At 66.2% G+C, this 23,288-nt stretch carries 14 protein-coding genes; all 14 read left to right on the forward strand.

Annotated features, from left to right (window positions below; genetic code table 11):
* Positions 1-1,926 (forward strand): type VI secretion system baseplate subunit TssF, encoded by a 1,926-nt coding sequence (gene tssF, locus C8K18_RS21165; protein WP_107709581.1) that lies wholly within the window; start codon positions 1-3, stop codon positions 1,924-1,926.
* A complete protein-coding gene (tssG, locus tag C8K18_RS21170; RefSeq protein WP_107709583.1) occupies positions 1,890-2,921 on the forward strand; it encodes a type VI secretion system baseplate subunit TssG in 1,032 nt (343 codons plus the stop codon). Before tssF ends, tssG begins: the two co-directional genes overlap by 37 nt.
* 91 nt (positions 2,922-3,012) lie before the next feature.
* The gene (gene tssH / locus C8K18_RS21175) at positions 3,013-5,799 is read left to right on the forward strand and encodes a type VI secretion system ATPase TssH (RefSeq protein WP_107709585.1); all 2,787 of its coding nucleotides are present in this window, start codon (positions 3,013-3,015) and stop codon (positions 5,797-5,799) included.
* Between the two features lie 3 nt (positions 5,800-5,802).
* A complete protein-coding gene (locus tag C8K18_RS21180; RefSeq protein WP_107709587.1) occupies positions 5,803-6,813 on the forward strand; it encodes a TcdA/TcdB catalytic glycosyltransferase domain-containing protein in 1,011 nt (336 codons plus the stop codon).
* Between the two features lie 144 nt (positions 6,814-6,957).
* The gene (locus C8K18_RS21185; protein ID WP_006049768.1) at positions 6,958-7,638 is read left to right on the forward strand and encodes a hypothetical protein; all 681 of its coding nucleotides are present in this window, start codon (positions 6,958-6,960) and stop codon (positions 7,636-7,638) included.
* 82 nt (positions 7,639-7,720) lie between these two features.
* A complete protein-coding gene (gene tssI / locus C8K18_RS21190) occupies positions 7,721-9,610 on the forward strand; it encodes a type VI secretion system tip protein TssI/VgrG (protein ID WP_165919838.1) in 1,890 nt (629 codons plus the stop codon).
* A 68-nt stretch (positions 9,611-9,678) separates the two neighbouring features.
* Entirely contained in the window at positions 9,679-10,155 is a 477-nt protein-coding gene (locus tag C8K18_RS21195; RefSeq protein ID WP_006049766.1) for a DUF6931 family protein, read from the forward strand.
* Positions 10,152-11,819, forward strand: a complete 1,668-nt coding sequence (tagH, locus tag C8K18_RS21200; protein ID WP_107709589.1) for a type VI secretion system-associated FHA domain protein TagH — start codon at positions 10,152-10,154, stop codon at positions 11,817-11,819. The genes C8K18_RS21195 and tagH overlap by 4 nt, the downstream gene beginning before the upstream one ends.
* Positions 11,820-11,893: 74 nt before the next feature.
* Complete coding sequence (tssK, locus tag C8K18_RS21205; RefSeq protein ID WP_107709594.1) at positions 11,894-13,234, forward strand: type VI secretion system baseplate subunit TssK; 1,341 nt, start codon at positions 11,894-11,896, stop codon at positions 13,232-13,234.
* Complete coding sequence (gene icmH / locus C8K18_RS21210; RefSeq protein ID WP_107709678.1) at positions 13,231-14,571, forward strand: type IVB secretion system protein IcmH/DotU; 1,341 nt, start codon at positions 13,231-13,233, stop codon at positions 14,569-14,571. Before tssK ends, icmH begins: the two co-directional genes overlap by 4 nt.
* Before the next feature lie 4 nt (positions 14,572-14,575).
* Positions 14,576-18,151: a type VI secretion system membrane subunit TssM gene (gene tssM / locus C8K18_RS21215; RefSeq protein WP_107709596.1), complete on the forward strand. Its 3,576-nt coding sequence runs from the start codon at positions 14,576-14,578 to the stop codon at positions 18,149-18,151.
* On the forward strand, positions 18,148-19,638 hold the full coding sequence (gene tagF / locus C8K18_RS21220; protein ID WP_107709598.1) for a type VI secretion system-associated protein TagF: 1,491 nt from the start codon (positions 18,148-18,150) through the stop codon (positions 19,636-19,638). The genes tssM and tagF overlap by 4 nt, the downstream gene beginning before the upstream one ends.
* Entirely contained in the window at positions 19,635-20,351 is a 717-nt protein-coding gene (locus C8K18_RS21225; protein ID WP_006049760.1) for a PP2C family serine/threonine-protein phosphatase, read from the forward strand. Before tagF ends, C8K18_RS21225 begins: the two co-directional genes overlap by 4 nt.
* A 10-nt stretch (positions 20,352-20,361) precedes the next feature.
* Complete coding sequence (locus C8K18_RS21230) at positions 20,362-23,220, forward strand: serine/threonine-protein kinase (RefSeq protein ID WP_107709600.1); 2,859 nt, start codon at positions 20,362-20,364, stop codon at positions 23,218-23,220.
* The last annotated feature ends 68 nt before the right edge of the window (positions 23,221-23,288 follow it).

Below are 23,288 nucleotides of genomic sequence, written 5' to 3' on the forward strand. Positions count from 1 at the left end.
ATGGACCCACGTCTTCTCAGCTACTACAACCGCGAACTGCAGCATGTTCGCGAGATGGGCGCGGAATTCGCGAGCGCCTATCCGAAGATCGCGGGGCGCCTCGGCATGGAGGGCTTCGAATGCGCCGATCCCTACGTGGAGCGGCTGCTGGAAGGCTTCGCGTTTCTGGCCGCACGCGTGCAATTGAAGCTCGACGCGCAATACCCGGTGTTCACCCAGCATCTGCTGGAAATGATTTATCCGCACTATCTGCTGCCGATTCCGTCGATGGCGGTGGTGCAGATGCATCCGGACACGACGCAAGATCTGCCCGCTGGCGGCCACACGGTCGCGCGCCACACGGTAATGCGCAGCCTGAAGGGTTTCGGCGACCGCACCGCGTGTGAGTACCGGAGCGCGCACGAGGTCACGCTGTGGCCGCTCGAACTCGCCGAGGCGCGCTATTTCGACACGCCGGCCGCGCTTGCCGCCGCCGGTCTCGTGCCGCCGCCAGGGCGCGAGGTCCGGGCGGGGTTGCGGCTGCGCTTCTCCACCCTCTCCGGGGTGCAGGCGAACATGCTGGCGCTCGACAGCCTTCCGATCCACTTGGCGGGAGCGGACGAACTGCCCAACGTCGTGTACGAGCAGATGCTCGCAAACGGTGCGGGCTACACGATCAGGGCGCGAGGCGCGCAGGAAGGCCAATTCGTGAGCGAGCATCACGACGCGGCGGCGCTGCGCGCAATCGGCTTCGGCGAACAAGAGGCGATGCTGCCGTACGGCGACCGTTCGTTTAGCGGCTACAGACTGCTACAGGAATATTTCGCGTGCCCGGAGCGCTTTCGCTTCGTCGAATTCACAGGACTGCGCTCCGTGCTCGCACGGGCTCAGGGCAATGAGTTCGAGATCGTGGTGTGGCTCGACCGCGGTGCTGCCAGGCTGCATAACGCGCTCGACGCCGGCAACTTCCGGCTGTTCTGCACGCCCGCGGTCAACCTGTTCGAGCAGCGGGCCGACCGGATTCATCTTCAGCAAGGCAAGACCGAGTATCACGTGATCGGCGATCGCACCCGTCCGATGGATTTCGAGGTGCATAGTGTGCTCGACGTGCAAGGCTACGGCGACAGTCAGGAACCGCAGCAAAGCTTTTTGCCGTTCTATGGCGGCACGTCGCGCACCTGGCATCACGCGCAGTCGGCGTTCTATACGTTGCGCCGCGAGCCGCGTCTTCTTTCGGGCCGGCAATTGCAGAACGGCGCGCGCTCCAGCTATGTGGGCAGCGAGACGTTCATTGCACTCGTCGACGCAAACGACGCGCCGTACCCGACCACGCTGCGTCAACTCGGCTTGCGGGTGTTATGCACCAATCGCGATCTGCCGTTGCATATGCCGGTCGGCAAGTCGTACACCGATTTCACACTGGACACCGACGCGCCGGTCGCATCGATTCGCTGCATCGCCGGTCCGACCCGGCCGCGCGCGCCGACCGCTACCGGCGAGACCGCGTGGCGGCTCATCAGTCATCTGCAATTGAATTACCTGTCGCTGTTCAACGAGAGCCGCGACGACAATGGCAGCAAGGATGGCAACGACGAAGCCGAGCAGAACGCCGCCGCATTGCGCGAGATGCTCGGCCTCTATCGCGACGAGTTCGACGCGGCGGCGCGGCGGAGAATCGAGGGCATCAAGCAGGTCGCCGCGAGAGCCGCCACGCGCCGGGTGCCGGTGCCCGGACCGATCACCTACGGGCGCGGGCTCGAAATCACACTGACGTGCAGCGACGCAGCCTTCGAGGGCAGCAGCGCGTTTTTGCTCGCGTCGGTTCTCCAGCATTTTTTCGCGCGCTACGTCTCGCTGAATTCGTTCACGGAGACCGTCTTGCGCACCTTCGAACGTAACGAGGTAGCCCGATGGCCCGCCACACCCGGCAAGCGTCCGATCCTTTAGCGCCCGATCCTCTGGCACTCGAGGCCGCGCTCAGTGAGCGGCCGTTCGACTTCGAATTTTTCGAGGCAATGCGCCGGCTCGAATGCGTGTATCCGGACCGTCCGCGGCTCGGACATTCGACGAAGCCGGCCGACGATCCCGTGCGGCTTGCGCATGCGGCGACGCTCGAGTTTGCGCCGCGCGGCATCGAGCGCTTCGAGCGCGGAGCGGCGGGTTCGCCTGGCAAGCTATACGGGCTGTTTCTCGGCCTGTTCGGACCGAACGGTCCGTTGCCATTGCATCTGACCGAGCATGCGGTCGAGCGTCAGCGCAACGCGAAGGACACGTCGCTGGTGGCGTTCGCCGACATCTTTCATCACCGGATGCTAAGCCTTTTTTACCGCGCGTGGGCCGATGCACAGCCCACGGTTCAACTCGATCGTCCCGACGAAGACCGCTTTCGCACGTATGTCGGCGCGTTGATTGGAATGGCCGCGCCGCAACTGGAAGGACGCGATGCGCTGCCGGATCGGTACAAGCGCTTCTTCGCCGGCCGGCTGGTGCCGCAGGCGCGCAATGCCGAGGGGCTCAGGGGCTTTCTCGCGCATTACTTCGGCGTGCCGGTGGCGGTGCTCGAGTTCATGGCCGGCTGGATGCAGTTGCCGCGCGACGCCCATCTGCGCATGGGCATTGCGGTGGCGTCATTGGGCCGCGACGCGACGCTCGGTGCACATGTGCGCGGCGCGCAGCAGCGCTTTCGCTTGCGAATCGGGCCGTTGCCGCTTGGCGAGTTCAAGCGTTTCTTGCCGGGCGGCGATGCGCTCGCCGAACTGGTCGCCGCGGTCAAGCTCTACGTGGGCGGAGAAAAACGCTGGGACGTGCAGATCGTGCTCATGAAAGAAGAAGTGCCGGCGACGCATCTCGGCCAGATGGGTCGCATGGGTTTCAGTACATGGATGGGTCACTACACGAAGCCCGTCGATGCCGACGACGTCGTGCTGACGCCAGTCGACTGAGGCCATGCGAATGCATTGCACCGACGCACTCGCGTCCTGACTTTCAACCGGCGGCATCACGCCGATCACCCCATTTCAAAGGATCGCCATCATGGCCGAGATCAGTCGCGGCGCGCTGTTCGGCAAGCTCAATTCGCTTGCCTACCGGAGCATCGAAAGCGCCACCGTGTTTTGCAAACTGCGCGGCAACCCGTACGTCGAAATCGCGCATTGGGTGCATCAGATCCTGCAATTGCAGGACTCCGATCTGCACCGGATCGTCAGGCGCTTCGACGTCAACCCGTCGAGTCTCGCTCGCGATCTCACCGCAGCGCTCGAGCGTCTGCCGCCCGGCAATACGACGATCAGCGATCTGTCGGCCGACGTCGAGGAAATGGTCGAGCGCGCCTGGGTCTTCGCCACGCTGATGTTCGGCGAGGCCCAGGTTCGCACGGGGTATCTGCTCGTCGGCGCGCTGCGCACGCGCCATCTGCGTAACGCGTTGCTCGCGTTGTCGGCTGAGTTTGCGAAAGTGAAGGCGGAGGCGCTTGCCGACGCGTTCGGTGAGATCGTCGCGGGATCGCCCGAAGACCGCCTGGAGGCGACCGACGGCTTCCGTCTGGGCACGGCGCCCGCGCCTGGCGAAGGCAGTGGCTCCATTGCGCCGGCGCAGATGGGAAGACAGCAGGCGTTGCAGCAATTCACGGTCGATCTGACGGCGCAGGCGCGCAAAGGTGCGCTCGATCCTATCGTTGGCCGCGACGGCGAGATTCGCCAGGTCGTCGACATACTCATGCGCCGCCGGCAGAACAATCCGATGCTGGTCGGCGAGGCGGGCGTCGGCAAGACCGCCGTCGTCGAGGGCTTTGCGCTGCGGATCGCGCGCGGCGATGTGCCTCCCGCGCTGAAGGACGTGGTGGTGCGCACGCTGGATGTCGGTCTGCTGCAGGCCGGCGCCAGCATGAAGGGCGAATTCGAGAACCGGCTGCGCCAGGTGATCGACGAAGTGCAGGCGTCGCCCAGGCCGGTGATTCTCTTTATCGACGAGGCCCACACACTGGTTGGCGCGGGCGGCGCGGCCGGCACCGGAGACGCCGCAAACCTGCTCAAGCCGGCGCTCGCGCGAGGCACGCTGCGCACGATCGGCGCGACGACGTGGGCCGAGTATCGCAAGCACATCGAAAAGGACCCGGCATTGACGCGGCGGTTCCAGACTGTGCCCGTCGACGAGCCGGATGAAGAAAAGGCCATTCTAATGATGCGCGGTGTCGCCAGCGTGATGGAGCAGCATCACCGCGTGCAGATTCTCGACGAGGCGCTCGAAGCGGCCGTCAGGCTGTCGCATCGTTATATCCCTGCGCGCCAGTTGCCGGACAAGTCGGTGAGCCTGCTCGACACCGCTTGCGCGCGGGTGGCGATCAGCCAGCATGCGACGCCCGCTGAAATCGACGACATGTCGAAGCGGATCGAGGCGCTGGAGACCGAACGGAACATCATCGAGCGCGAAAAGAGCGTGGGCATCGACGTGACGGCCCGCGAAGCGCGCGTCGCTGTTTCGCTCGACACGGAACGCGCGCGCCGCTCGCAACGCGAGTCGGAGTGGGCGAGAGAGAAATCGCTGGTCGAGCGGATTCTGACGCTGCGTGCGCAACTGCGCGGCGATAGCGCGGTGGTCGATGGGGCGAGTGACGACGTCGCGCAGCCGGCAGAGGCCGAGCCGGATCGGATGACGCAGACGGGCGCGGCCTCTGCGCCCGACCATTCCGCGCGCGCGGACATGCTTGGGCGTCTCAAGCGCCTGCAAGCCGAACTCGCCGAACTCCAGGGCGAGGCTCCGTTGATCCTGCCGAGCGTCGACTACCAGGCGGTCGCGTCGGTCGTCTCCGATTGGACGGGCATTCCCGTAGGGCGGATGGTGCGCAGCGAACTGAAGACCGTGATGAATCTGGCGACTGTGCTGGGCGAGCGCGTGATCGGCCAGGATCATGCGATGGAAGCGATCGCGAAGCGGATTCAAACCTCGCGCGCGGGCCTCGACAATCCCGATCGTCCGGTTGGCGTGTTCATGCTCGCGGGCACCTCGGGCGTCGGCAAGACCGAGACCGCGCTGGCACTGGCCGAGGCGCTGTACGGCGGCGAGCAGAACCTCATCACGATCAACATGAGCGAGTTCCAGGAGGCGCATACGGTATCCACGCTCAAGGGTGCGCCGCCGGGCTATGTCGGCTACGGCGAGGGTGGCGTGCTGACGGAAGCGGTGCGTCGCAAGCCGTATTCGGTCGTGCTGCTCGACGAGATCGAGAAGGCGCATCCCGACGTGCACGAAGTGTTCTTTCAGGTTTTCGACAAGGGCGTGATGGAAGACGGCGAGGGCCGCTCGATCAATTTCCGCAACACGCTGATTCTGCTGACGACCAACATCGGCACCGAACTGATAGCGCAACTCTGCAGCCGCCCGGCCGCCATGCCGGATGCCGACGGGCTCGCGAAGGCGCTGCGCGAGCCGTTACTGGACGTGTTTCCCCCCGCGCTGCTCGGCCGGCTCGTGGCCATTCCGTACTTCCCGCTCAGCGCGGACATGCTGGCGCGAATCGTCACGCTGCAGTTGAACCGCATCAAGCGGCGCGTGGAGGAGCGCTACCGCGTGCCGTTCGACTATGACGACGCGGTCGTTCGCCTGATCGTCGGACGCTGTACCGAGAGCGAATCCGGCGGCCGGATGATCGACGCAATTCTCACCAACACGATGCTGCCCGCAATCAGCCGCGAGTTCCTTGCGCGCTTGATCGACGGCGGCGAGGTGCGGCAGGTTCGCGTGAGCGTGGAGCAGGGCGATTTTGCGTATTCGTTCGACTCCGCTGCGTGCCTCGATCAACCTGGTCTCTATGAGGAGGTTTGAAAGTTGAGAGCCATTCCAAAGGTCATTCATATCATCTGGATCGGCGGCGATATCCCGCAACGGAATCGCGATTGCATCGTCACGTTTCCGAGGATGAATCCCGACTGGGAAGTCAATCTCTGGATCGACGCCAACCAGTTGCTGACCGGCGAACGCCGCCGGCAGATCAGCGACCAGAACGGAGCGCAAGGCCTTGGGCGCGTTTCCGCGGCGCAATGGCAGGAAGTCGCACAGGTGCTGGGAAAAAAAGGAGGCGATGCAGCCACGATCCGCTATCTGGAAGAGTATCTGAATCAGCGCGGCGAGACCCTCCGAGGCATGCGCGCGACGCAGGTCAACTCGATCATCAACTTTTGCGAGGAGAACAGGATCAAGCTTCGCGAAGTGCAGCGCGACCTGAAAATGGGCAAGAACGCAGCGATTTATCGCAGGGAACTCGTCAATCGCGGCGCCAACTTCGGTTCGGCCAGCGACATTCTGCGCATCGAGATTCTTCTTCAGTACGGCGGCATTTATGCGGATACGGACGTCAGTTGCGTGAGTCCGCTCGGCGACATCGTCTGCCATCAGTCTTATCCGCGGTTTTCCGCCGTGAATCCCGTGTGGCACAACGGCGTAAGCGAAAACGACTGGACCAGCGCGGACTGGTGGCAAGCGAATATTCGCGGAGATCAACCGCCTCCCATCAGCAACTCGATCATTGCAAGCCACGCCGGCAGCAATGGCCTGAAGTCGTATAAAGCGCTGATACACAGCAGGTTCCGTTCGCTGAAAACCAACGACGAGCTGCGCACCGAGTACATGGAGGACGTGCGCCGCAGCACGATCAGGATGACCGGCCCCACGGCCGCGGCCGAGAGTTCGGGCTTCACGAAACTGCGCGACCGGATGTTTGAGGACCAGGTCCACTCGCAGGTTCCGGCACAGAGTCTGGAGAACAAGATGTTCATGCGCGACAACTGGTATTTCCCCATGTACAAGGTCAGAGACAGCTACTTCCACGACTGGCTTTGACGATCGAGCCGCAAGTCGCCCACATACAACCAGCGTCCCCCGCCGCGCGCGCCGATTTTTTTACTTCACGAGGAAGGAATAGATCGCGAGACCCGGCTGTTGTGTTCTTCGAGAGACGAACCAACCGCGTCGGGAGATAAGGCGATGCCAGCAGCAAAGAGCAACGATGGATTCGCGGAACTGTCGACACTGAGCGACAAGAATGTGGTGCAGTTCGTGACGAGGCTGATCCAGAACTTCGAGCACGGATCGAATCCCCGCTTCACATACAGGAACGTGCTGGCCGACGACGCGAAAGACAACAAGTCGAAGTCCGTGAACCTGATTTCGAACGCCGTCGTGATTCCGTGGACAGTGAGCGAAGAAGACGGTGCGCAGGACGTTCTGTTTCTGTCCGCGCATGTGAACGCCACGCTGAAAATCGGTCAGCTGAAAAAGACCTCGCCGCTCAAGATCAATGTCAGCAAGTTTCATCTGACGGTGCGGCGCAAGCGTGTGCAGGACACCATCGAGGACAGCGGCGTGACGGTCGATGTCGGACCCGAGTCGATCCACATCGGCGGTGCGAGTGACGGCGGCTGGGACAAGCGTAGCGACAACCTGGAAACGCTGCGCAAAAAGCTGATAGAGGATTCGGCGCTGCCCGCAAAAGAAACCTTGATCACAAAGGAAGCACTCAAAGAGATGCTTGACGGCTGGGTCTCGGTGTCGCGTTTCAAAAGCGAGATTCGCGAGAACTTCAGAACGTCGCTCGAAACACAGGTCGAGAAAAACGTGAAGTCCGCGGCGAACCTGCCGAGGTTCAGCGTGGACGTCGTCCTCTAGCACGCATGGACGCACGCACCATCGCACAGCTTCGCGCGCCGCACTGACCGGCTCCGCACACAACCCCGCTTTCGTCAATCACATGGCTCACGCAATCACGCTTGCCTCGAACCTCGGCACCAGTCTGCTGTTCTCGAACATGACCGCGACAGAATCGCTCGGCCGTCTGTTTTCATACCGGATCGAGGCGATCAGCAAGAACCCGCAGGTCGATCTGCGCGCACTGCTCGGCACGCCGATGACCGTCAAGCTCGTCACCCCGCAGGGCTATACGCGGTACTTCAACGGCATGGTCAACGAGTGCGAGCAGGGCGGCTTCGTGAACATCGACAACGTGCGTTACGCCGTCTACACCTTCGGAGTCGTGCCGAAGGCGTGGTTGGCGACGCGCCGGCGCGACTGTCGCATCTATCGAAGCATGAGCGTGCCGCAGATCGTCAAATCGGTGCTCGCCGATGCCGGCTACGCGGACGTAAAACTGAGCTTGAGCGGCATTTACGCGCCGCGCGATTACTGCGTGCAATACCGCGAGAGCAGCTTCGATTTCATCAGCCGCCTGATGGAGCAGGAGGGCATCTACTACTTCTTCACGCATGCGGACGGTGTCCACACGATGGTGCTTGCCGACGCGCTCGGCGCGCATTCGCCTGTGTCCGGTTTCGAGCAGATTCCCTATGCGCCGCCGACCGGGCGCGGCAAACGCATGAAGGCGTCGATCAGCGACTGGACCACTGCGCGCGCGATGAATGCAACGCGTGTGCAACTGGACGACTACGACTATCTGAAACCGAAAGCGTCGCTGCTCGCCACCGAGGATGTCACCGATAAGGACGATGCCCACAGCGTGAGCGGTCTCGACATCTACGACTACGCGTACGACTACGTCGGCCACGACCAGCGTCTGCAGGACGGTCAGCGCTACGCGCAGGTGCGCGCCGATGCGCTCAACGTGCCGATGCTGACGAGCGCCGGGCACACCGACGCATGCGGCGTCACCACGGGTGCGTTATTCAGGCTCAAGGACTTTCCGCTTGCGGACGCCAACCAGGAATATCTCGTGATCGAAACCGAGATGCGGCTCGTCGAGCCGGACTACGTGACGGGCGGCGGCGCGGACGAAGGCGAGGAACCGTTTCGCTGCGCGTTCAGGGCGATTCGCAGCCGTCAGCCGTTTCGCACGATGCCGCTCACGCCGCGCCCTGTGATTGCCGGCCTGCAGACCGCGGTGGTCGAAGGCAACACGCCGGAGGACATCGCAGTCGACAAGTACGGTCGTGTGCAGGTCACGTTCTTCTGGAACCGCCCGGCCAAACCGAACGCGCAGAGTTCTTGCCCGGTGCGCGTCGCGCAGATGTGGGCGGGCAAGCGCTGGGGCGCGCAGTTTATTCCGCGCGTCGGACAGGAGGTGGTAGTCAGCTTTCTCGACGGCAATCCGGACCGGCCGCTGATTATCGGCAGCGTCTATAACGCGGACAACATGCCGCCGTACAGCCTGCCCGAAAACCGCACGCAGAGCGGCGTCAAAAGCCGCAGCCACACCGGCTCCACCGAGGACTACAACGAAATCCGCTTCGAGGACAAAAAGGGCAGCGAAGAGGTGCTGATTCATGCGCAGAAGAATTTGCGCGAGGAATCGGAGCATGACCACGACGTGCAGGTGGCGCGCAATTACACGCTGACGGCCGGCAAGCAGATCAGGCTGGTGACCGGACTCGCGAGCATCACGTTGAACAGCACGGGTGAGATCGCGATCGAGGGCACCAACGTTACGGTGAATGGCGAACTGAACGTGGCGATGACGTCGGGGCTCGCGATGGAACTCAATTCCAAGGCGAATCTGAACATCAGTTCGATTGCCGCGATGGAGATTCTCTCCGAGGCCGACTGCCTCGTGCAGTCCACCAACCTGCAACTGATCGGCACGGCCACCGCGATACTCGGCGGCGCGGCGCCGATGATCCTGCCGCTATGACTACGCTTTTCGACGCTGCCCGGCAGATGCGGCTATCCGCGCCGGCGAACGCCCGCCTGGAACCAGGCATGACGCCGCGCGCCGCCGTACAGACGCTGCTCGACGACGGACTCGCCGCCGACGCACTGAGCCTGCTCGCGCGCCTCTTGCCGCGTCGCTACACGGTCGCGTGGGTATGTCAGTGCGCGAGCCGCCAGCCCCTCGGCGCGCACGACCGCGAAGGTGTCGCGCTTGCCGAAGCGTGGGTGCGCGATCCGGGCGAAGCGCAGCGCGCCGCCGCGGCGTCGTTTGCCAACGAGCACCGCTACCGGACGATCGGCGCATGGGCCTGTGCCTCCGCCGGCTGGACCGGCGGCAACCTGAATCCACGATACGGGCAGCCGACGCCGCCGCCCGAGCACCTGAGCGCGATTGCCGCCACGGCGGCCGTCAGCTACATGGCCGCGCTGGTCCCGGCGCAGATCGACGCGCGCCGCACCGCGTTCGTGCGCGACGCGCTGAGCCTGCTCGGCATCCCTAACGATATGGACGGAGCGACGCAATGAGCACCGCGCACAATCTGATTCTCTCGGTGCAGGGCGAACGGGCCGAGCGTCTCGGCGGCCGGCGCGAGCACGTGTTCGACTGTCGCGACGGCAGCATCGGGCGCTCGGAAGACTGCGACTGGGTGCTCGGCACCGAGGGTGTGTCGCGGCTGCACGCTCTGGTGCGCTATCTGAACGGCCTCTATTTCGTCGAGGACCGCAGTACCAACGGCATGCTGCTCAATGGCGCCGCGCTGCAAAGGGGCGATCCCGCGGCGCTGAAAAACGGCGACCGGCTGCAGATCGATACATTCGAAATCACGGTGCGTCTTTCCGGCGCGACGGCCGGGCAGGACGATACCTCGCGCGACGTTTCGCGCGACGTTTCAACAGATGCCCGCAAAGCGGCGGTGCCCGCGCCGTTGCCGCCAGCGTCGGCACCGCCGTTGCCGGCCTCTCACGTGGGAGCGGCTCGCGCGCAGAACGCCGAGCCGCTCGATCTGCGTCTGCTGCTGCCGTCCGCGCGTGCCGGCGCATCTGGCGGCGCGGGGTTTGCGGAAGGGCTGATTCCCGGTGCAGCCGATGCCGCAGCGGCGGGCGCGAGTCTCGATCCGCTCGCGCTATTCGACGCGCCGCCTTCTTATTCCGACGAGGCTGTGCCCGCAGGTCCGCCTGCGCCGGACTGGAACCACATGCCGGCGGTCGCGGAGCGGTTCCGCCCGCCGCAAGTCGAACTGCCGCGAACAAGCGGCCCGCTGCTGCCGGACGACTGGGACGCAACCGGAAGCCGGGTCGAACCGCGTTCCGGGCCGCAACGGGAGCCGGTCGATGTCGAGCCCGTCGCCGGGACGTCGGCGGATGTAGCGCAGGCGACGGACTCACGGCAGCCGGCGGATTTGCGGCATGCGTCGCCGGCTATGGTGGATTTTCCCGCTCCGGCTCCGGCTCCGGCCGCCGCGCCGGTCTCATCGATTCCGACGGGCGCAGCGGTTCCGTCGGTCGATCCGGCGGCAGCGGCTCCGCTCACCGATTCGTCACCCACGCCGGCAACGTCGCCATCGACATCAGCATCAGCCACGCCACCGACGCCACCCACGACCCCCGACCCAACCCCCGCCACAACCAGCGCGTCCCCGCCAGCATCCGCCGATGCCGATGCCGAGGCGCAAGCGCAACAATTGACCGACATGCTCCACATCGCGGTCGACGCGATGATGGACGTGCTGCGCGCCCGCGCCGAGTTGAAGAACCGCTTCCGGCTGCCCGCAACGCTGATCCAGCGTTCGGAGAACAATCCGCTCAAGTTCGCGCCGACCGCGCAGGAAGCGGTCAGGCGGCTGTTCGCGCCGCCGGACGGCGGCTTCCTGTCCGGCAACGCGGCGCTCAACGATGCCGCCGCCGACATCCGCAATCACCAGATGGCCATGCTTGCCGGCGTGCGTTCGGCATTCCAGTCGATGCTGGCCCAGTTCGATCCCGCGCGCATCGAGGAGTCCGGAGGCCGCGCGCGACGCTTGCCGCTCGGCGGCCGGCCGCGCCACTGGGAGCGCTACAAGGAGCAGTTCGACGCGCTAACCCGAGACCCCGACGAATGCTTTCGGCGCCTGTTCGGCGACGAATTCGCGCGGGCCTACGAGCAACAGCTCGCGCACCTCAAAGCCCGCGCGGCCGACGACCCGCAATAGTGACCCCAGCCACCGCGTCAGCGCACCGCCCGCAGCCGGGCGGCGCACACAGAACTCTTGATCGAACCGACGACATGACCCACCGCAACAAAGTCATATGGAGCGAAGGCCTGTTTCTGAGGCCGCAGCACATGCAGCAGCAGGAACGCTACTTCGAGCGCTACGTGGAACTGCGCGCGGGCGGGCTGCGCCCGCATGCGTGGGGCTTCCAGGAGCTCGAACTCGAACCCGACCTGCTCGCGATAGGCAAGCTCGGCATCAAGCGCGCGCGGGGCGTGTTTCCCGACGGCACGCCGTTTTCGATGCCGGGCGACGATCCACTGCCGGCGCCGCTCGACATCGATTCGAACTGGCGCGATCAGGTCGTTCACCTGAGCTTGCCGCTGCGCTCGTCCACGGGGGCAGACAGCGGATGGACCGGCGCGGGCGCCGCCGACCAGCTATTGCGCTATCGGGTTCGCGAGACGGAAGTGCACGATGCGTCCGGCAGCATGGAAGGGCTTATCGTGCTCGAAGTCGCGGGCATGAGCACGCGGCTCATGCCGGAGTCGCAGCCCGCCGAGGGACTGATGCAGATTCCGCTCGCCCGCGTGATCGAGTGCCGGGCCGACCGGCGCGTGACGCTCGACGACGGCTTCATGCCGAGCGCGTTGCAGACTCAGGCTGCCGAGCGTCTGGTGACGTTTCTGTCGGAACTGCTCGGCCTGCTTCACCAGCGCGGCGAAGCGCTCGCGAGCCGCGTCACGCAAACGGATCGGGGCGGCGCTGCGGAGATCGCCGACTTCCTGATGCTGCAGGTCATCAACCGTTACCAGCCGCTCGTTGCGCATCTGGCCGAAGCGCCGCTGCTGCATCCCGAAGCGCTGTACCGGCTGCTGCTCGAACTGGCCGGCGAACTGGCCACCTTCACCGCGCCGGCCAAGCGCGCGCAGAGCTTTCCGGCGTACCGGCACGAACTGCTGCGGGAGAGCTTCGAGCCGGTGATCGCCGCATTGAGGATCGCGCTGAGCGCCGTGCTCGAACAGAGCGCGGTGCCGATTCCGCTGCAGCAACGCAAGTACGGCGTGTGGGTCGGCGTCGTGCCGGATTCGACGCTCCTCGACACGGCAACCTTCGTGCTCGCCGCGCGAGCCGATATGAAAGCCGAGGACATGCGCCGGCAGTTGCCCACGCAATCGAAAATCGGCCCCGTGGAGAAAATCCGCGACCTCGTGAATCTGCAACTGCCGGGCATCGGCGTGTCGTCGATGGCGGTCGCGCCGCGCCAGTTGCCTTATACGTCCGGCTTCGTGTATTTCGAGTGCGACCGCGGTTCGGCGATGTGGCGAATGTTGAAGACATCCGGTGGCATCGCGATGCATTTCGGCAGCGGCTTTGCCGGCCTCGATCTTCAACTGTGGGCGGTTCGCGCATGAACACCGCCAATCGCAACGATGAGCCGGCCGGGCGCTTCGACGCCACCGTGATCCGTCCGCAGCCGCAAGCCGGCGCCGACGACGCAACGCGCATCATGCCGCGGCATGCGCCTTCGCGCGGCCACGAGCAGGCCGCTTCTGCCGCGCCGCGTATCGAACTTCGCGAATTGATGAGCGGCGTCGTCAATCCGCTCGTGCGCGCCGCCAATCCGCTGCTGCTCCTCAGCGTGCAGTTGCGGCACAGCGTGGCGGCGCCCGCCGATGTCGCGCGGCTGCGCGAACAGGCCGTCGCGCACGTGCACAGCTTCGAGCGTCACGCGCAGGATGCCGGTGTCAACACGCAAACCGTGATGGCCGCGCGCTACGTGCTGTGCACCATGCTCGACGAAGCCGTGAACAACGCGCCGTGGGGCGACCTGAGCGGATGGGCGCAAAAGACGCTGCTCGTGACGTTTCACGGCGAGACCTACGGCGGCGCCAAGTTCTTCCAGATTCTCGACCGGCTGAGCGTGGACTTCTCGCGTCATCTGGATCTGATCGAGACGATGTACATCTGCCTCGCGCTCGGTTTCGGCGGACGCTATCTGGTGGAGCCGGGCGGCCTCGGCCGTCTGGCCGACATTCAGGACGATCTGTACCGCCGGATTCGCGGCTTGCGCGAAGCGCCCGCTGCCGAACTGGCGCCGCACTGGCGCGGCGTCGATGACCGCCGCAATCCGGTCATGCGTCATGTGCCGCTGTGGATCGCCGCTGCCGCGTCGGCGCTCATCGTGATCGGTGCGTTCCTGTACTTCTTCACGCGGCTGAATGCGCTCGCCGAACCCGTCGGCGCGCAGCTTGCCGCGATCGGCACAGGCAGCGCGCCGCCGCCCGCCGGGGCCGCTGCGCCCAGGCCCGCTCGCCCCAGCCTGAAGGCGCTGCTTGCGCCGCTCGAGCAATCGGGCGCGCTCGCCGTGGACGAGCAGGCCGACGGCCGCGACACGATACGCCTTGCGGCAGGCGCGCTGTTTCCTTCGGGCGGAGCGGATCTTTTACCCGACGAGATTCCGCTGCTGCGCCGCGTGGCCTCGGCGCTGAACCAGGTGCGCGGGCGCGTGATCGTGGTGGGCCATACCGACGATCAACCGGTGCACTCGCTCAGATTCAAGGACAACTTCGCGCTGTCGACGGCGCGCGCGCAGAACACGCTGGCGGTCCTCGCACAAGGACTCGACGATCCGCGCCGGCTGGAGGCAAACGGCGCCGGTTCGTCACAGCCGATCGCGACGCCGGCCGATCTGCCGGCGAACCGGGCGCGCAACCGTCGCGTGGAAATTCTGTTTATCCCGGAGAACTGAACCCATGAACACGCTGAAAACCTGGGTCAAGTCCCGGTGGTTCACGCACGCGCTCGGCCTGCTGCTGATCGCGGCACTGATCTGGCTCGGCGGCCCTTACGTGGGCATCGGCGAGCGCGAACCGCTCGCGAGCGCGGCGGCGCGGGTCGCATTGATTCTCGCCGTGGTGCTCGCATGGGTGATTGCCTTGCAGGTCCTGCAATGGAGAGCGCAGCGCAAGACTGCACGGCTTTCCGGTGACCTCGCGGGCCAGGAAACGCAGCTCGCCGCCGCGGAGCCCGGCAGCGAGGAGCGCGCGCAACTGCTGCAGCGCTTTCGTGAAGCAATCCACACGCTGCGCAAGACACGCCGCAACGGCAACAACCTGTACGCGCTGCCGTGGTATGTCGTGATCGGGCCGCCCGGCTCGGGCAAGAGCACGCTGCTGCAAAACTCCGGTCTCGACTTTCCGTTGTCCGAGCGCTTCGGCAAGGACGCGTTGCGCGGTATCGGCGGTACACGCAACTGCGACTGGTGGTTCACCGACGAGGCCGTGTTTCTCGACACCGCGGGCCGCTACACGACGCAGGATTCCGACGCGCAAGCCGATGCAAGCGCATGGCAGTCGTTTCTCGCGCTGCTGCGCCGCTATCGCAGGCGCCGGCCGCTGAACGGCGTCATCGTGACGATGAGCGTGTCCGATCTGCTCGGCTTCGACGACGCCGCGCGCGAACAGCATGCGCGCGCCGTGCGCCGTCGTCTGGACGAACTCGCGCAGCATCTGAAAGTCGCCGTGCCCGTGTATCTCGTGTTCACCAAATGCGACCTGGTAGCGGGCTTCGGCGAGTTCTTTGACGACCTGGGCGCTCAGTTGCGCAGCCAGGTGTGGGGCGTCACGTTCCCGCTGGGCGCGAGCCTCGACGGCAGTGCGTCCAGCCGTTTCGCCGATGAATACGATCTGCTGCTCAACCGCCTCAACACGCGCCTGATCGAGCGCCTGCACGGCGAGCGCGATCGCGGCCGGCGTGCGTCGGTGCTGAGCTTTCCGCAGCAACTGGGTGCGTTTCGCGAGATCGCCCGGCAGTTCGTCGAGGCCGCGTTCGGGCGTCACGAGTACGGCACGCCACCGATGCTGCGTGGCGCTTACCTGAGTTCGGGCACCCAGGAGGGCGCGCCGATCGACCGGATACTGGGAGCGGTCGCGCGTACCTTCGGCGTCGACGCCGCGCGAGTGCAGGCCGGCGCCGGGCAGCGGCACACCTACTTCGTCGAGCGCCTGCTGAAGGATGTGCTGTTTCGCGAGTCGGGTCTCGCGGGCACGAATCCGCGCTTCGAGCGGCAAAAGCTCTTCATGCAGGCCGCCGCCTATGCGGGCCTCGCCGTCGTGACCCTCGTGCTGGTCGCGGGATTCGCGACCAGCTATGCGCGCAACCGCGCGTTCGTCGCGGAAGTTCAGGGCGCGCTGAAGGACTTGCCGGACGCCGCTACGCTTGCCGGCGCGCCTGACCTCAAGTCGTATTTTGCGCGGGCGCTCGCGCGGCTCGAGGTGATCTCCGCGACGCAGGACGCCGCGGGTCAGTACCGCGCGCATGTGCCGTGGTCGATGCGCTTCGGGCTGTATCAGGGCAACGCGCTCTTCGCGCAGGCGCACAGCGCATATCTGCGCGAGCTTGACGGCACCTTGCTGCCGGGCGTCGACCTGCGGTTTCGCGAAGGTCTCGTCGAGAACGCCAGCAATCCGCAAGCGCTCTACGACGATCTGAAGGGCTACCTGATGCTCGGCGAGCCGCAGCATCTCGACGCGGACGAACTGGCCGCGCTTGCGCGCGTCGAGTGGCAGCGGCTGTTTCCGCAGGACCCGGCGATTCGCACTGCGCTCGACAAGCACTTCTCGGCCCGGCTCGGCGACGCGCAGAAGCCGCGCGCACTGCCGCTCGACAACGCACTGATCGCTCAGGCGCGCTCGACGCTGAAGACAGCGGACGTCGCCACGCTGATCTACGGCAGCGTGCAACTGGACGCGGGCCGCTCGGGTGCGTCGCCGGTGCGGCTCGACCAGTCGCTCGGGTTGCTGGGCAACGTGTTCCGCCGCAAGAGCGGTGCGCCGCTGTCCGAGCCTTTGCCGGTTCTTTTCACGCGGCCGTATTTCCAGTCCGAGGTGAGCGGCGGGCTGGATCAGTCCGTCGATCGTTTCGTGAAGGACTACTGGGTGTTCGACAGCGGGCGCGTCGATCCGCTAGCCCGCTCGCGCTACGAACAACAGGTGCTGACGCTCTATGAGCAGGACTACATCCGGAACTGGGATGCCTTGCTCGCCGATCTGCAATTGCAGCCGGTCACGAGCATTCAGGACGCGAGCGCGATGGCCGCGAAACTGTCCGGACCGAGTTCGCCGCTAAAAGCGCTGCTCAACCTGGTTCGCGACAATACGAGCGACATGTTGCGCGCGCCGGCAAGCGCCGCGGCGGCGGGCGCCGACTCGCTGGCCTCGCAGGCGCGGCTTGCGGGTGAAAACATCGCGGCGAAGCGCGCGCTGAACACGCGCCTCGCGGGCGAACTGCGCAACGCAGGCGCGCCGCTGCCCGTCGGCGTCACGCTCAAGGCGGGCGATGCGAACCCGGCCGGCTCGCGGCAGCCGGGCGCGGCCATCGAAGAACATTTCGCGCAGATCGATCAACTGGGCACGGGCACGGGCACGGGCACGAGCGGCGCGACGCCGCTCGACCATACGTTGGCCGTCCTCGATCAGCTTGGCAAAACCCTGCTGACCATGAACGACCTGAGCGACCCTGCCGCGCAGAACAGTCCGGCGCTGCTTGCCGCGCGCCAGGAAGCGGGGCAACTGCCGCCGCAGGTGGCCGGGCTGATTCAGGGGCTCACCGGCAAGAGCGCCGATCTGGTTGCGAGCGGCAGCAGCGCGGCCCTTGCCGATCAGTTTCGCGCGGCGGCGGGCAGCGACTGCGCAAACTTCGTCGATGGACGCTATCCGTTTGCGGCAAGCGGCGGCTCGGATATCCCGTTGCAGAATTTCGCCGAACTGTTTGGCAACGGCGGCAGATTCGACAGTTTTTTCAAATCGACGCTTGCGCAGAGAGTCGATACGGGCGGCCGTGCATGGCGCTGGAAACCGGGCTCGCCGCCGGGACCGCAATCGGTACTGGCCCGCGCGCAGGCCGCCGACGACATCCGTCAGATGTTCTTTCGCAGCGGCGCTCAGGTGCAGGTCGGCTTCACGCTGCTCGCGCCGCAGTTCGAGGCGCCCATCGCGCGGGCCGTGATCGAGATCGACGGGCAGAAGTACGACTATTCGGCTAACGGGGCGTCGAGCGTGGCAATGGCATGGCCGGGCCCGCAGCCGGGCCATGTGTCGGTCAGCGCTTTCGATGTGGCCGGCCGTCCGCTCGGCACGCCGTTGCGCTTCGACGGCGAATGGGCGTTCTTCCATGCGCTCGACGCCGCTCGCCTGCAAAAGCAGGGCGACCTTCGCTATCTGGCGACGTTCGATTTCGACGGCCACGCTCTGAAGCTGCCGATCCAGCCGGCGAGCCTGCGCAATCCGTTCGACAGCAATGAAGTGCGGCGCTTCAGGTGTCCGCGATGAGCGGCGCCGTCGGCTTCTACGGCAAGCTGCCCGGCGCAGGCGACTTTGTGCGGCGCCGGCTGCCGCCGGACTTCGTCGATGCATGGGATCGCCACTTCCAGCGCGCGGTCGAGATCGGGCGGCGCGAGACCGGCGAGCGATGGGCGTCCGCCTGGCAGCACGCCGCGGCATGGCGGTTCGTGCTTCCGTCACAGGTATGCGGCAACGGCTCGTGGTGCGGTGTCGCCGGTCCGGCCGTGGACCGTGTCGGCCGTGCATTCCCGACCGTGCTGGCGGCGCGCTGTTCCGGCGAAGTCGCGGAGCTGTTCGGCAATCCCGGCTGGTTCGACGCGCTCGAGCGGGTGTACCGCGGCGCTCAAGGCGAGGCAGTCAGCGTCGAGACGTTCGACGCGCGTGTCGTGACGCTGCCCCGGCCTTTCAGCGACGCGCGCGATTTGTCGGCGCTTTGGCGCGAGTTGCCGTGGGACAGCGGGCAATGGGGACTCGGCATAGCGGACAGCACGTGCGCCGGCCTGATTCTGAGCGAGGCATGGCGCCAGCTTTGCATGAGGCCGGGGCCGTGGTGCCTGTGGTGGACCGCGGGCGCGGCGCGATTGCTGGCGACGCGCGGGTTGCCGCGCAGTTATGCGGCGCTGCTTGCGCCTTCATGCCTGCCGGTTCAGGACGGACCGCATGGAGCGTATCGACAGTATCAACCGTACGAGCAACCCTTGCGCGCTGACGATACTTTTAGCTCGTCGGATATCGATGCAAGTGGCGCCGCGTCGATGACGGCAGTCTGCGCCTTCGCAAGCGAGCCTTTGATCGCGACCTCAAGCAGTCCCGACCTCGTCCCTCGCACCGCCCCGATCGGCAGCACGACGATGTGGCTGGACAACGGCCGGACTTTGCTCGTGAGCGCCGACGACGGTCCGCCTGACCCACGCCGCGTGGCCGCGCGCGGCATCCGCGAGACGGTGCTGCTGAACGCGCCCGACGCCCGGATGCTCAGGGCCGGGCTGATGTCGCTCCATGCGCGGCTGCGTGATTCAAACAGTGAAGCAAGCCGTGAAGCAAGCGGGGCGGCTGCCGAAAACGGCGCGGCTGTCGTCGTGTGTTTCGAGGGCGCGTCCGCCCGCGTGATGCGCGTCGGCGCCGCGGCGCTGTGGCACTGGCGATCCGGCCAGTTGCTCGCGCCGTTCGTCGAGCGCGCAGCGGGCACGGGCGGCGAGCTGGACGATCTGCTGTTCGGCGACGCATGGCTCGACATGCCCGGCATCGGCGCCCACGGCGATCCGAACTGCGAGGAAGCGGCGCTTTCGCTCGAACGCGGCGACCGTCTGCTTCTGCTCGCCACACGCGAACTCACGCGGCTTTCGCGCGACTGTCTCGCCACGGCGCTGGCGCTGCCGACCTGCGACGACGCGCGCGCCTATCTGGCGAATGCGGCCGGGCTTCGTGCGCCGTCCGCGGAATGGCCGCTCGCGGTCGTGGAGATAGACGCATGAGGACGGTCTGCCGCTCAGCCGGCCACACGGAAACGGGTAACGTGCGCCGCCGTAACGAGGACGCGATCCTCGTGCGCGACGACCTCGGACTGTGGGTCGTCGCCGATGGACTCGGCGGCCACGCGGCCGGCGACTACGCCAGCACGCTGATCGTCGAGCGGCTGGGTGCGCTGACTCGCGACGCCGACGTGAACGACTTCATTGCGGCCATCGAAGATACGTTGCAGCAGGTCAACGCCGAGCTGCGCGCGGCAGCCGCTCAGCAGCAGGTCGACGTGATCGGCTCGACGCTCGCGCTGCTGGTCCACGCCCCGGCATTCGTGCTGTGCGGCTGGGTTGGCGACAGCCGCGTCTATGTGCACGAAAACGGCGCGCTGGTTCAGCTCACGCGCGATCACGTGCACGGTCAGCCAGCCGACATCACACAGTTCGGCACGCGCGCGCCGGCAGCGGGGGCGGGGGTGCTGACACGCGCAATCGGCGTCGAGGACACGCTGTTCGTCGACTGGGCGGTGGCGGGCAGCCGCCCAGGCATGCTGTTCCTGCTGTGCTCGGACGGGATCAACAAGGAACTGAGCGACGGCGAACTGGCCGACGCATGCCGCGATCCGCACACCCCGCAGCAACTGGTGGACCGCCTGTTCGCGCTGTCGCTTGCGCGCCGCGCCCGCGACAACCTTTCCGCCGTGATCGTACGGCTTGAAGCAGCCTGATAGACCTTCGATGAACGACATCTACTCACGCCTCGGCGCCGGCGGCGCGCGCGCACGGCAACTGTTCCTTCTGATCGAGGCCCGCGCACGGCGGTTGTTCGCGCGGCGCGCCGCGCCGGTTTCGTCTTCTTCCGTGTACCGCCGCGAGCAAGTGGCGCTCGATGCGAGGCCCGCTGACGCCGACGACGGCCTCACTGTCGTGCAACCCGCAGTGGGGGTTTCATCGCACGCATCGTGGGACGACGCGACCGTCGTCAAACCCGCGAGCCGTTCCGTCAGCCACGCGGGATCGGAAGAAGTCCGAAGCAACGATGCGAACAACAGCGATGTGAACGGCAGCAGCGCCAGCGATAGCAAGTCCAGCGACAGCAGCCTGAACCGCGATAGCTGGCAGCGCGTAGCTCAGGCACAAAGTAGCGATCATGCATCGGTGGGCAAGCTGCTCAAAGGACGTTTTCTGCTCGAGCGCGAACTGGGGCGCGGCGGCATGGGCGTCGTCTATCTGGCGCGCGACGAGCGCAAGGTCGAGGCCCGCGACCGCGATCCCTACGTGGCCGTGAAGGTGCTCAACGACGAGTTCCGCCGCCACCCGGATTCGCTGATTGCCTTGCAACGCGAAGCGCGCCGCGCGCAACGGCTTGCTCACGACAACATCGTGCACGTCTACGACTTCGACAAGGACGGCACGATCGTTTTCATGACGATGGAGTACATCGACGGCACGGATCTGCGCACGCTGATTCGCGAGCGTCCTTCGGGAATGCCGTTTCGCGAGGCGTGGCCGCTGATCGACGCGATGGCGCGCGCGTTGCAGCGGGCGCATGCGAGCGGCATCGTGCACTCGGACTTCAAGCCGGGCAATGTCATGGTGACGCGCGACGGCGTGCCGAAGGTGTTCGACTTCGGCATCGCGCGCGCGGGGCTCGCTGCCGCGGGCGCGGCCGGTGAGCAGACCGTGTTCGATGCCGGCACGCTCGGCGCGATGACACCGGCCTATGCGAGCCTCGACATGATCGAGGGCGCGGCGCCGTCGGTGCGCGACGACGTGTACGCGCTCGGCTGTGTGGTTTTCGAGTTGCTAACCGGCCGCCATCCGTTCGACCGGCACAGCGCCGACGTCGCGTTGCGCGAGAGTGCAGTGACGCCGCCCGTGCCGGGTCTCGGGCGGCGTCAATACCGGGCGCTGTGCCAGGCGGTGGCTTTTCGCGGCGGCGAGCGGTTGCAGGCGGTGGGCGCGCTCGTCGAAGGGCTGCGGCCGAGGAAAATGCGCGAGCGCCTCTTGCCATATTGCGCGGGCGCGCTCGCCGTGGCGGTGCTCGCCGCAGGCGCTTCCGCATGGCATAGCCAGCATCGCCATCGGCAACTGGAGGCGACCATCGCGCGCTTTGCCGGTAGCGATCCACGGCACTACGCGAACGAAGACCAGGCCGTCGCGGCGCTCGCATTACTGGGCGTGGACGAGCGCGAACGCCTCGTGCTGAACCAGAACGATCTGATCCAGCGCTTTCTCGCAAGCCGGCTCGACGCGTACTGGAGCCCGCCGCTCGGGCGAATCGATTATGCGGCCGCCCAGCACGTGTTTCAGATCCGCGACCAGTTGAAGCTGTTTTCGCCGGAATTCGACGTGCGGCGCAAGCAGATCGACGATGAGCGCGCCGACATGCTCGCGAAGCTCGCGAGCAGCCTCGACGAAGCGCTCGATCGCGACGCGTTGTTCGACGACCAGCCGGGCAGCGCGGCGGACATCCTGCAGCGGATTCGCATGCTCGACCCGGGCAGCGCGTTGCTGAAGAGTCCGCAGATCGAATCGCGCTACGACGCCGCGATCGGGCAATCGCTCGACTCGGCCAGGTTCGACGAAGCGCGGGCGCGGATCGCGCTGGCCCTGCAACTGTTTCCGGACTCCTCGCGCTTGCAGCGGCGGCGCGGACAACTGGCGGCCGCAGCGGCATCGGCGACACAAAATCATGGGACGCCTGCCGCCGCGATGAGCGTGCCCGATGCGCGCCGCTCGCTCGTGGAACTGGCGGCTAATCCGTCAGCCAGTGCATCGTGGCTCGACGGCGTGAGCCGGGCGATGAGCGCGCTGCAAAACGACGCTTCGCCGGAAACCGGCACCGCAATAGACGCGCTCGCCGACGGCATCGTCGCCGCGGCGTCTCGCGTGACCGATCCGCTGCTGGCGCATCGGACGCTGGACGTCATCGAGGTCGGCTTGCGTTATGCGCCGCATTCGCCGGGTCTTTCCGCTCAGCGTGACCGGATGCTGCAGTTGTTGCAGCAGCAACGCATCGACCAGTTGACGGCGAGCGGCGACGCCGCTGCGCAAATGGACGCGCTGCGGCTCGCCGCTGCCGCCAACGACGGAGCGCGTGCTCTCGCGGCACTCAACCGGATGCGCGCGTTGGAACCCGGCAACGCGTTCCTCACGAGCGGCGCGCCGCAGCTCGTTGCCAACGCGTATCTCGGCAATGCTCGCGCGCTTGGCCGCGCGGGCCATCTGCAAGACGCCGCTCGCGTCGCCTCGCAGGGTGCCGACGCGCTTTCCGGCGATCAGAAACTCGGCGACGCGGCGCAACGCTATCTGCTCGCGGCGGCAATCCTGGCCGCGCGCGATCAGCCGATGGCCGACCCGGATCTGCAGGCGCTGCAGGCACGCTTCGATACCGCGCAGGCAGCCGACCCTGAAGCGATGAAGCAGATGGAGCGCGACATCGGCGCGAGCATCGCGTTGCCGCCAGGCGGCTTGAGCGCGCTGCTGGACCAGATCAAGGCGCGGGTCGAAAGCGGCGACGCGGCGAGCGCGGCGGCGTCGGTTTCGATGACGCTGCCCGCGCGCAGCGACCGGCACAGCCAGGCAAACGCATGACGGGCAGCGAAATGCGGCGGGCAGGACAGCGCAGACGGGCGGCGCGGCGCGACCTGCAGGCGGAGCTT

The organism is Paraburkholderia sp. GV068, assembly GCF_003058125.1.
Classification (GTDB): Bacteria; Pseudomonadota; Gammaproteobacteria; order Burkholderiales; family Burkholderiaceae; genus Paraburkholderia; species Paraburkholderia graminis.

Excerpts from the sequence above, each read along its gene's own strand:
- tagF (WP_107709598.1), top strand. The coding sequence starts at position 18,148 with ATGAGCGGCGCCGTCGGCTTCTACGGCAAGCTGCCCGGCGCAGGCGAC.
- C8K18_RS21185 (WP_006049768.1), top strand. The coding sequence starts at position 6,958 with ATGCCAGCAGCAAAGAGCAACGATGGATTCGCGGAACTGTCGACACTG.
- C8K18_RS21195 (WP_006049766.1), top strand. The coding sequence starts at position 9,679 with ATGACGCCGCGCGCCGCCGTACAGACGCTGCTCGACGACGGACTCGCC.
- tssG (WP_107709583.1), top strand. The coding sequence starts at position 1,890 with ATGGCCCGCCACACCCGGCAAGCGTCCGATCCTTTAGCGCCCGATCCT.
- C8K18_RS21225 (WP_006049760.1), top strand. The coding sequence starts at position 19,635 with ATGAGGACGGTCTGCCGCTCAGCCGGCCACACGGAAACGGGTAACGTG.
- tagH (WP_107709589.1), top strand. The coding sequence starts at position 10,152 with ATGAGCACCGCGCACAATCTGATTCTCTCGGTGCAGGGCGAACGGGCC.
- icmH (WP_107709678.1), top strand. The coding sequence starts at position 13,231 with ATGAACACCGCCAATCGCAACGATGAGCCGGCCGGGCGCTTCGACGCC.
- tssH (WP_107709585.1), top strand. The coding sequence starts at position 3,013 with ATGGCCGAGATCAGTCGCGGCGCGCTGTTCGGCAAGCTCAATTCGCTT.
- tssI (WP_165919838.1), top strand. The coding sequence starts at position 7,721 with ATGGCTCACGCAATCACGCTTGCCTCGAACCTCGGCACCAGTCTGCTG.
- tssK (WP_107709594.1), top strand. The coding sequence starts at position 11,894 with ATGACCCACCGCAACAAAGTCATATGGAGCGAAGGCCTGTTTCTGAGG.
- tssF (WP_107709581.1), top strand. The coding sequence starts at position 1 with ATGGACCCACGTCTTCTCAGCTACTACAACCGCGAACTGCAGCATGTT.
- C8K18_RS21230 (WP_107709600.1), top strand. The coding sequence starts at position 20,362 with ATGAACGACATCTACTCACGCCTCGGCGCCGGCGGCGCGCGCGCACGG.
- tssM (WP_107709596.1), top strand. The coding sequence starts at position 14,576 with ATGAACACGCTGAAAACCTGGGTCAAGTCCCGGTGGTTCACGCACGCG.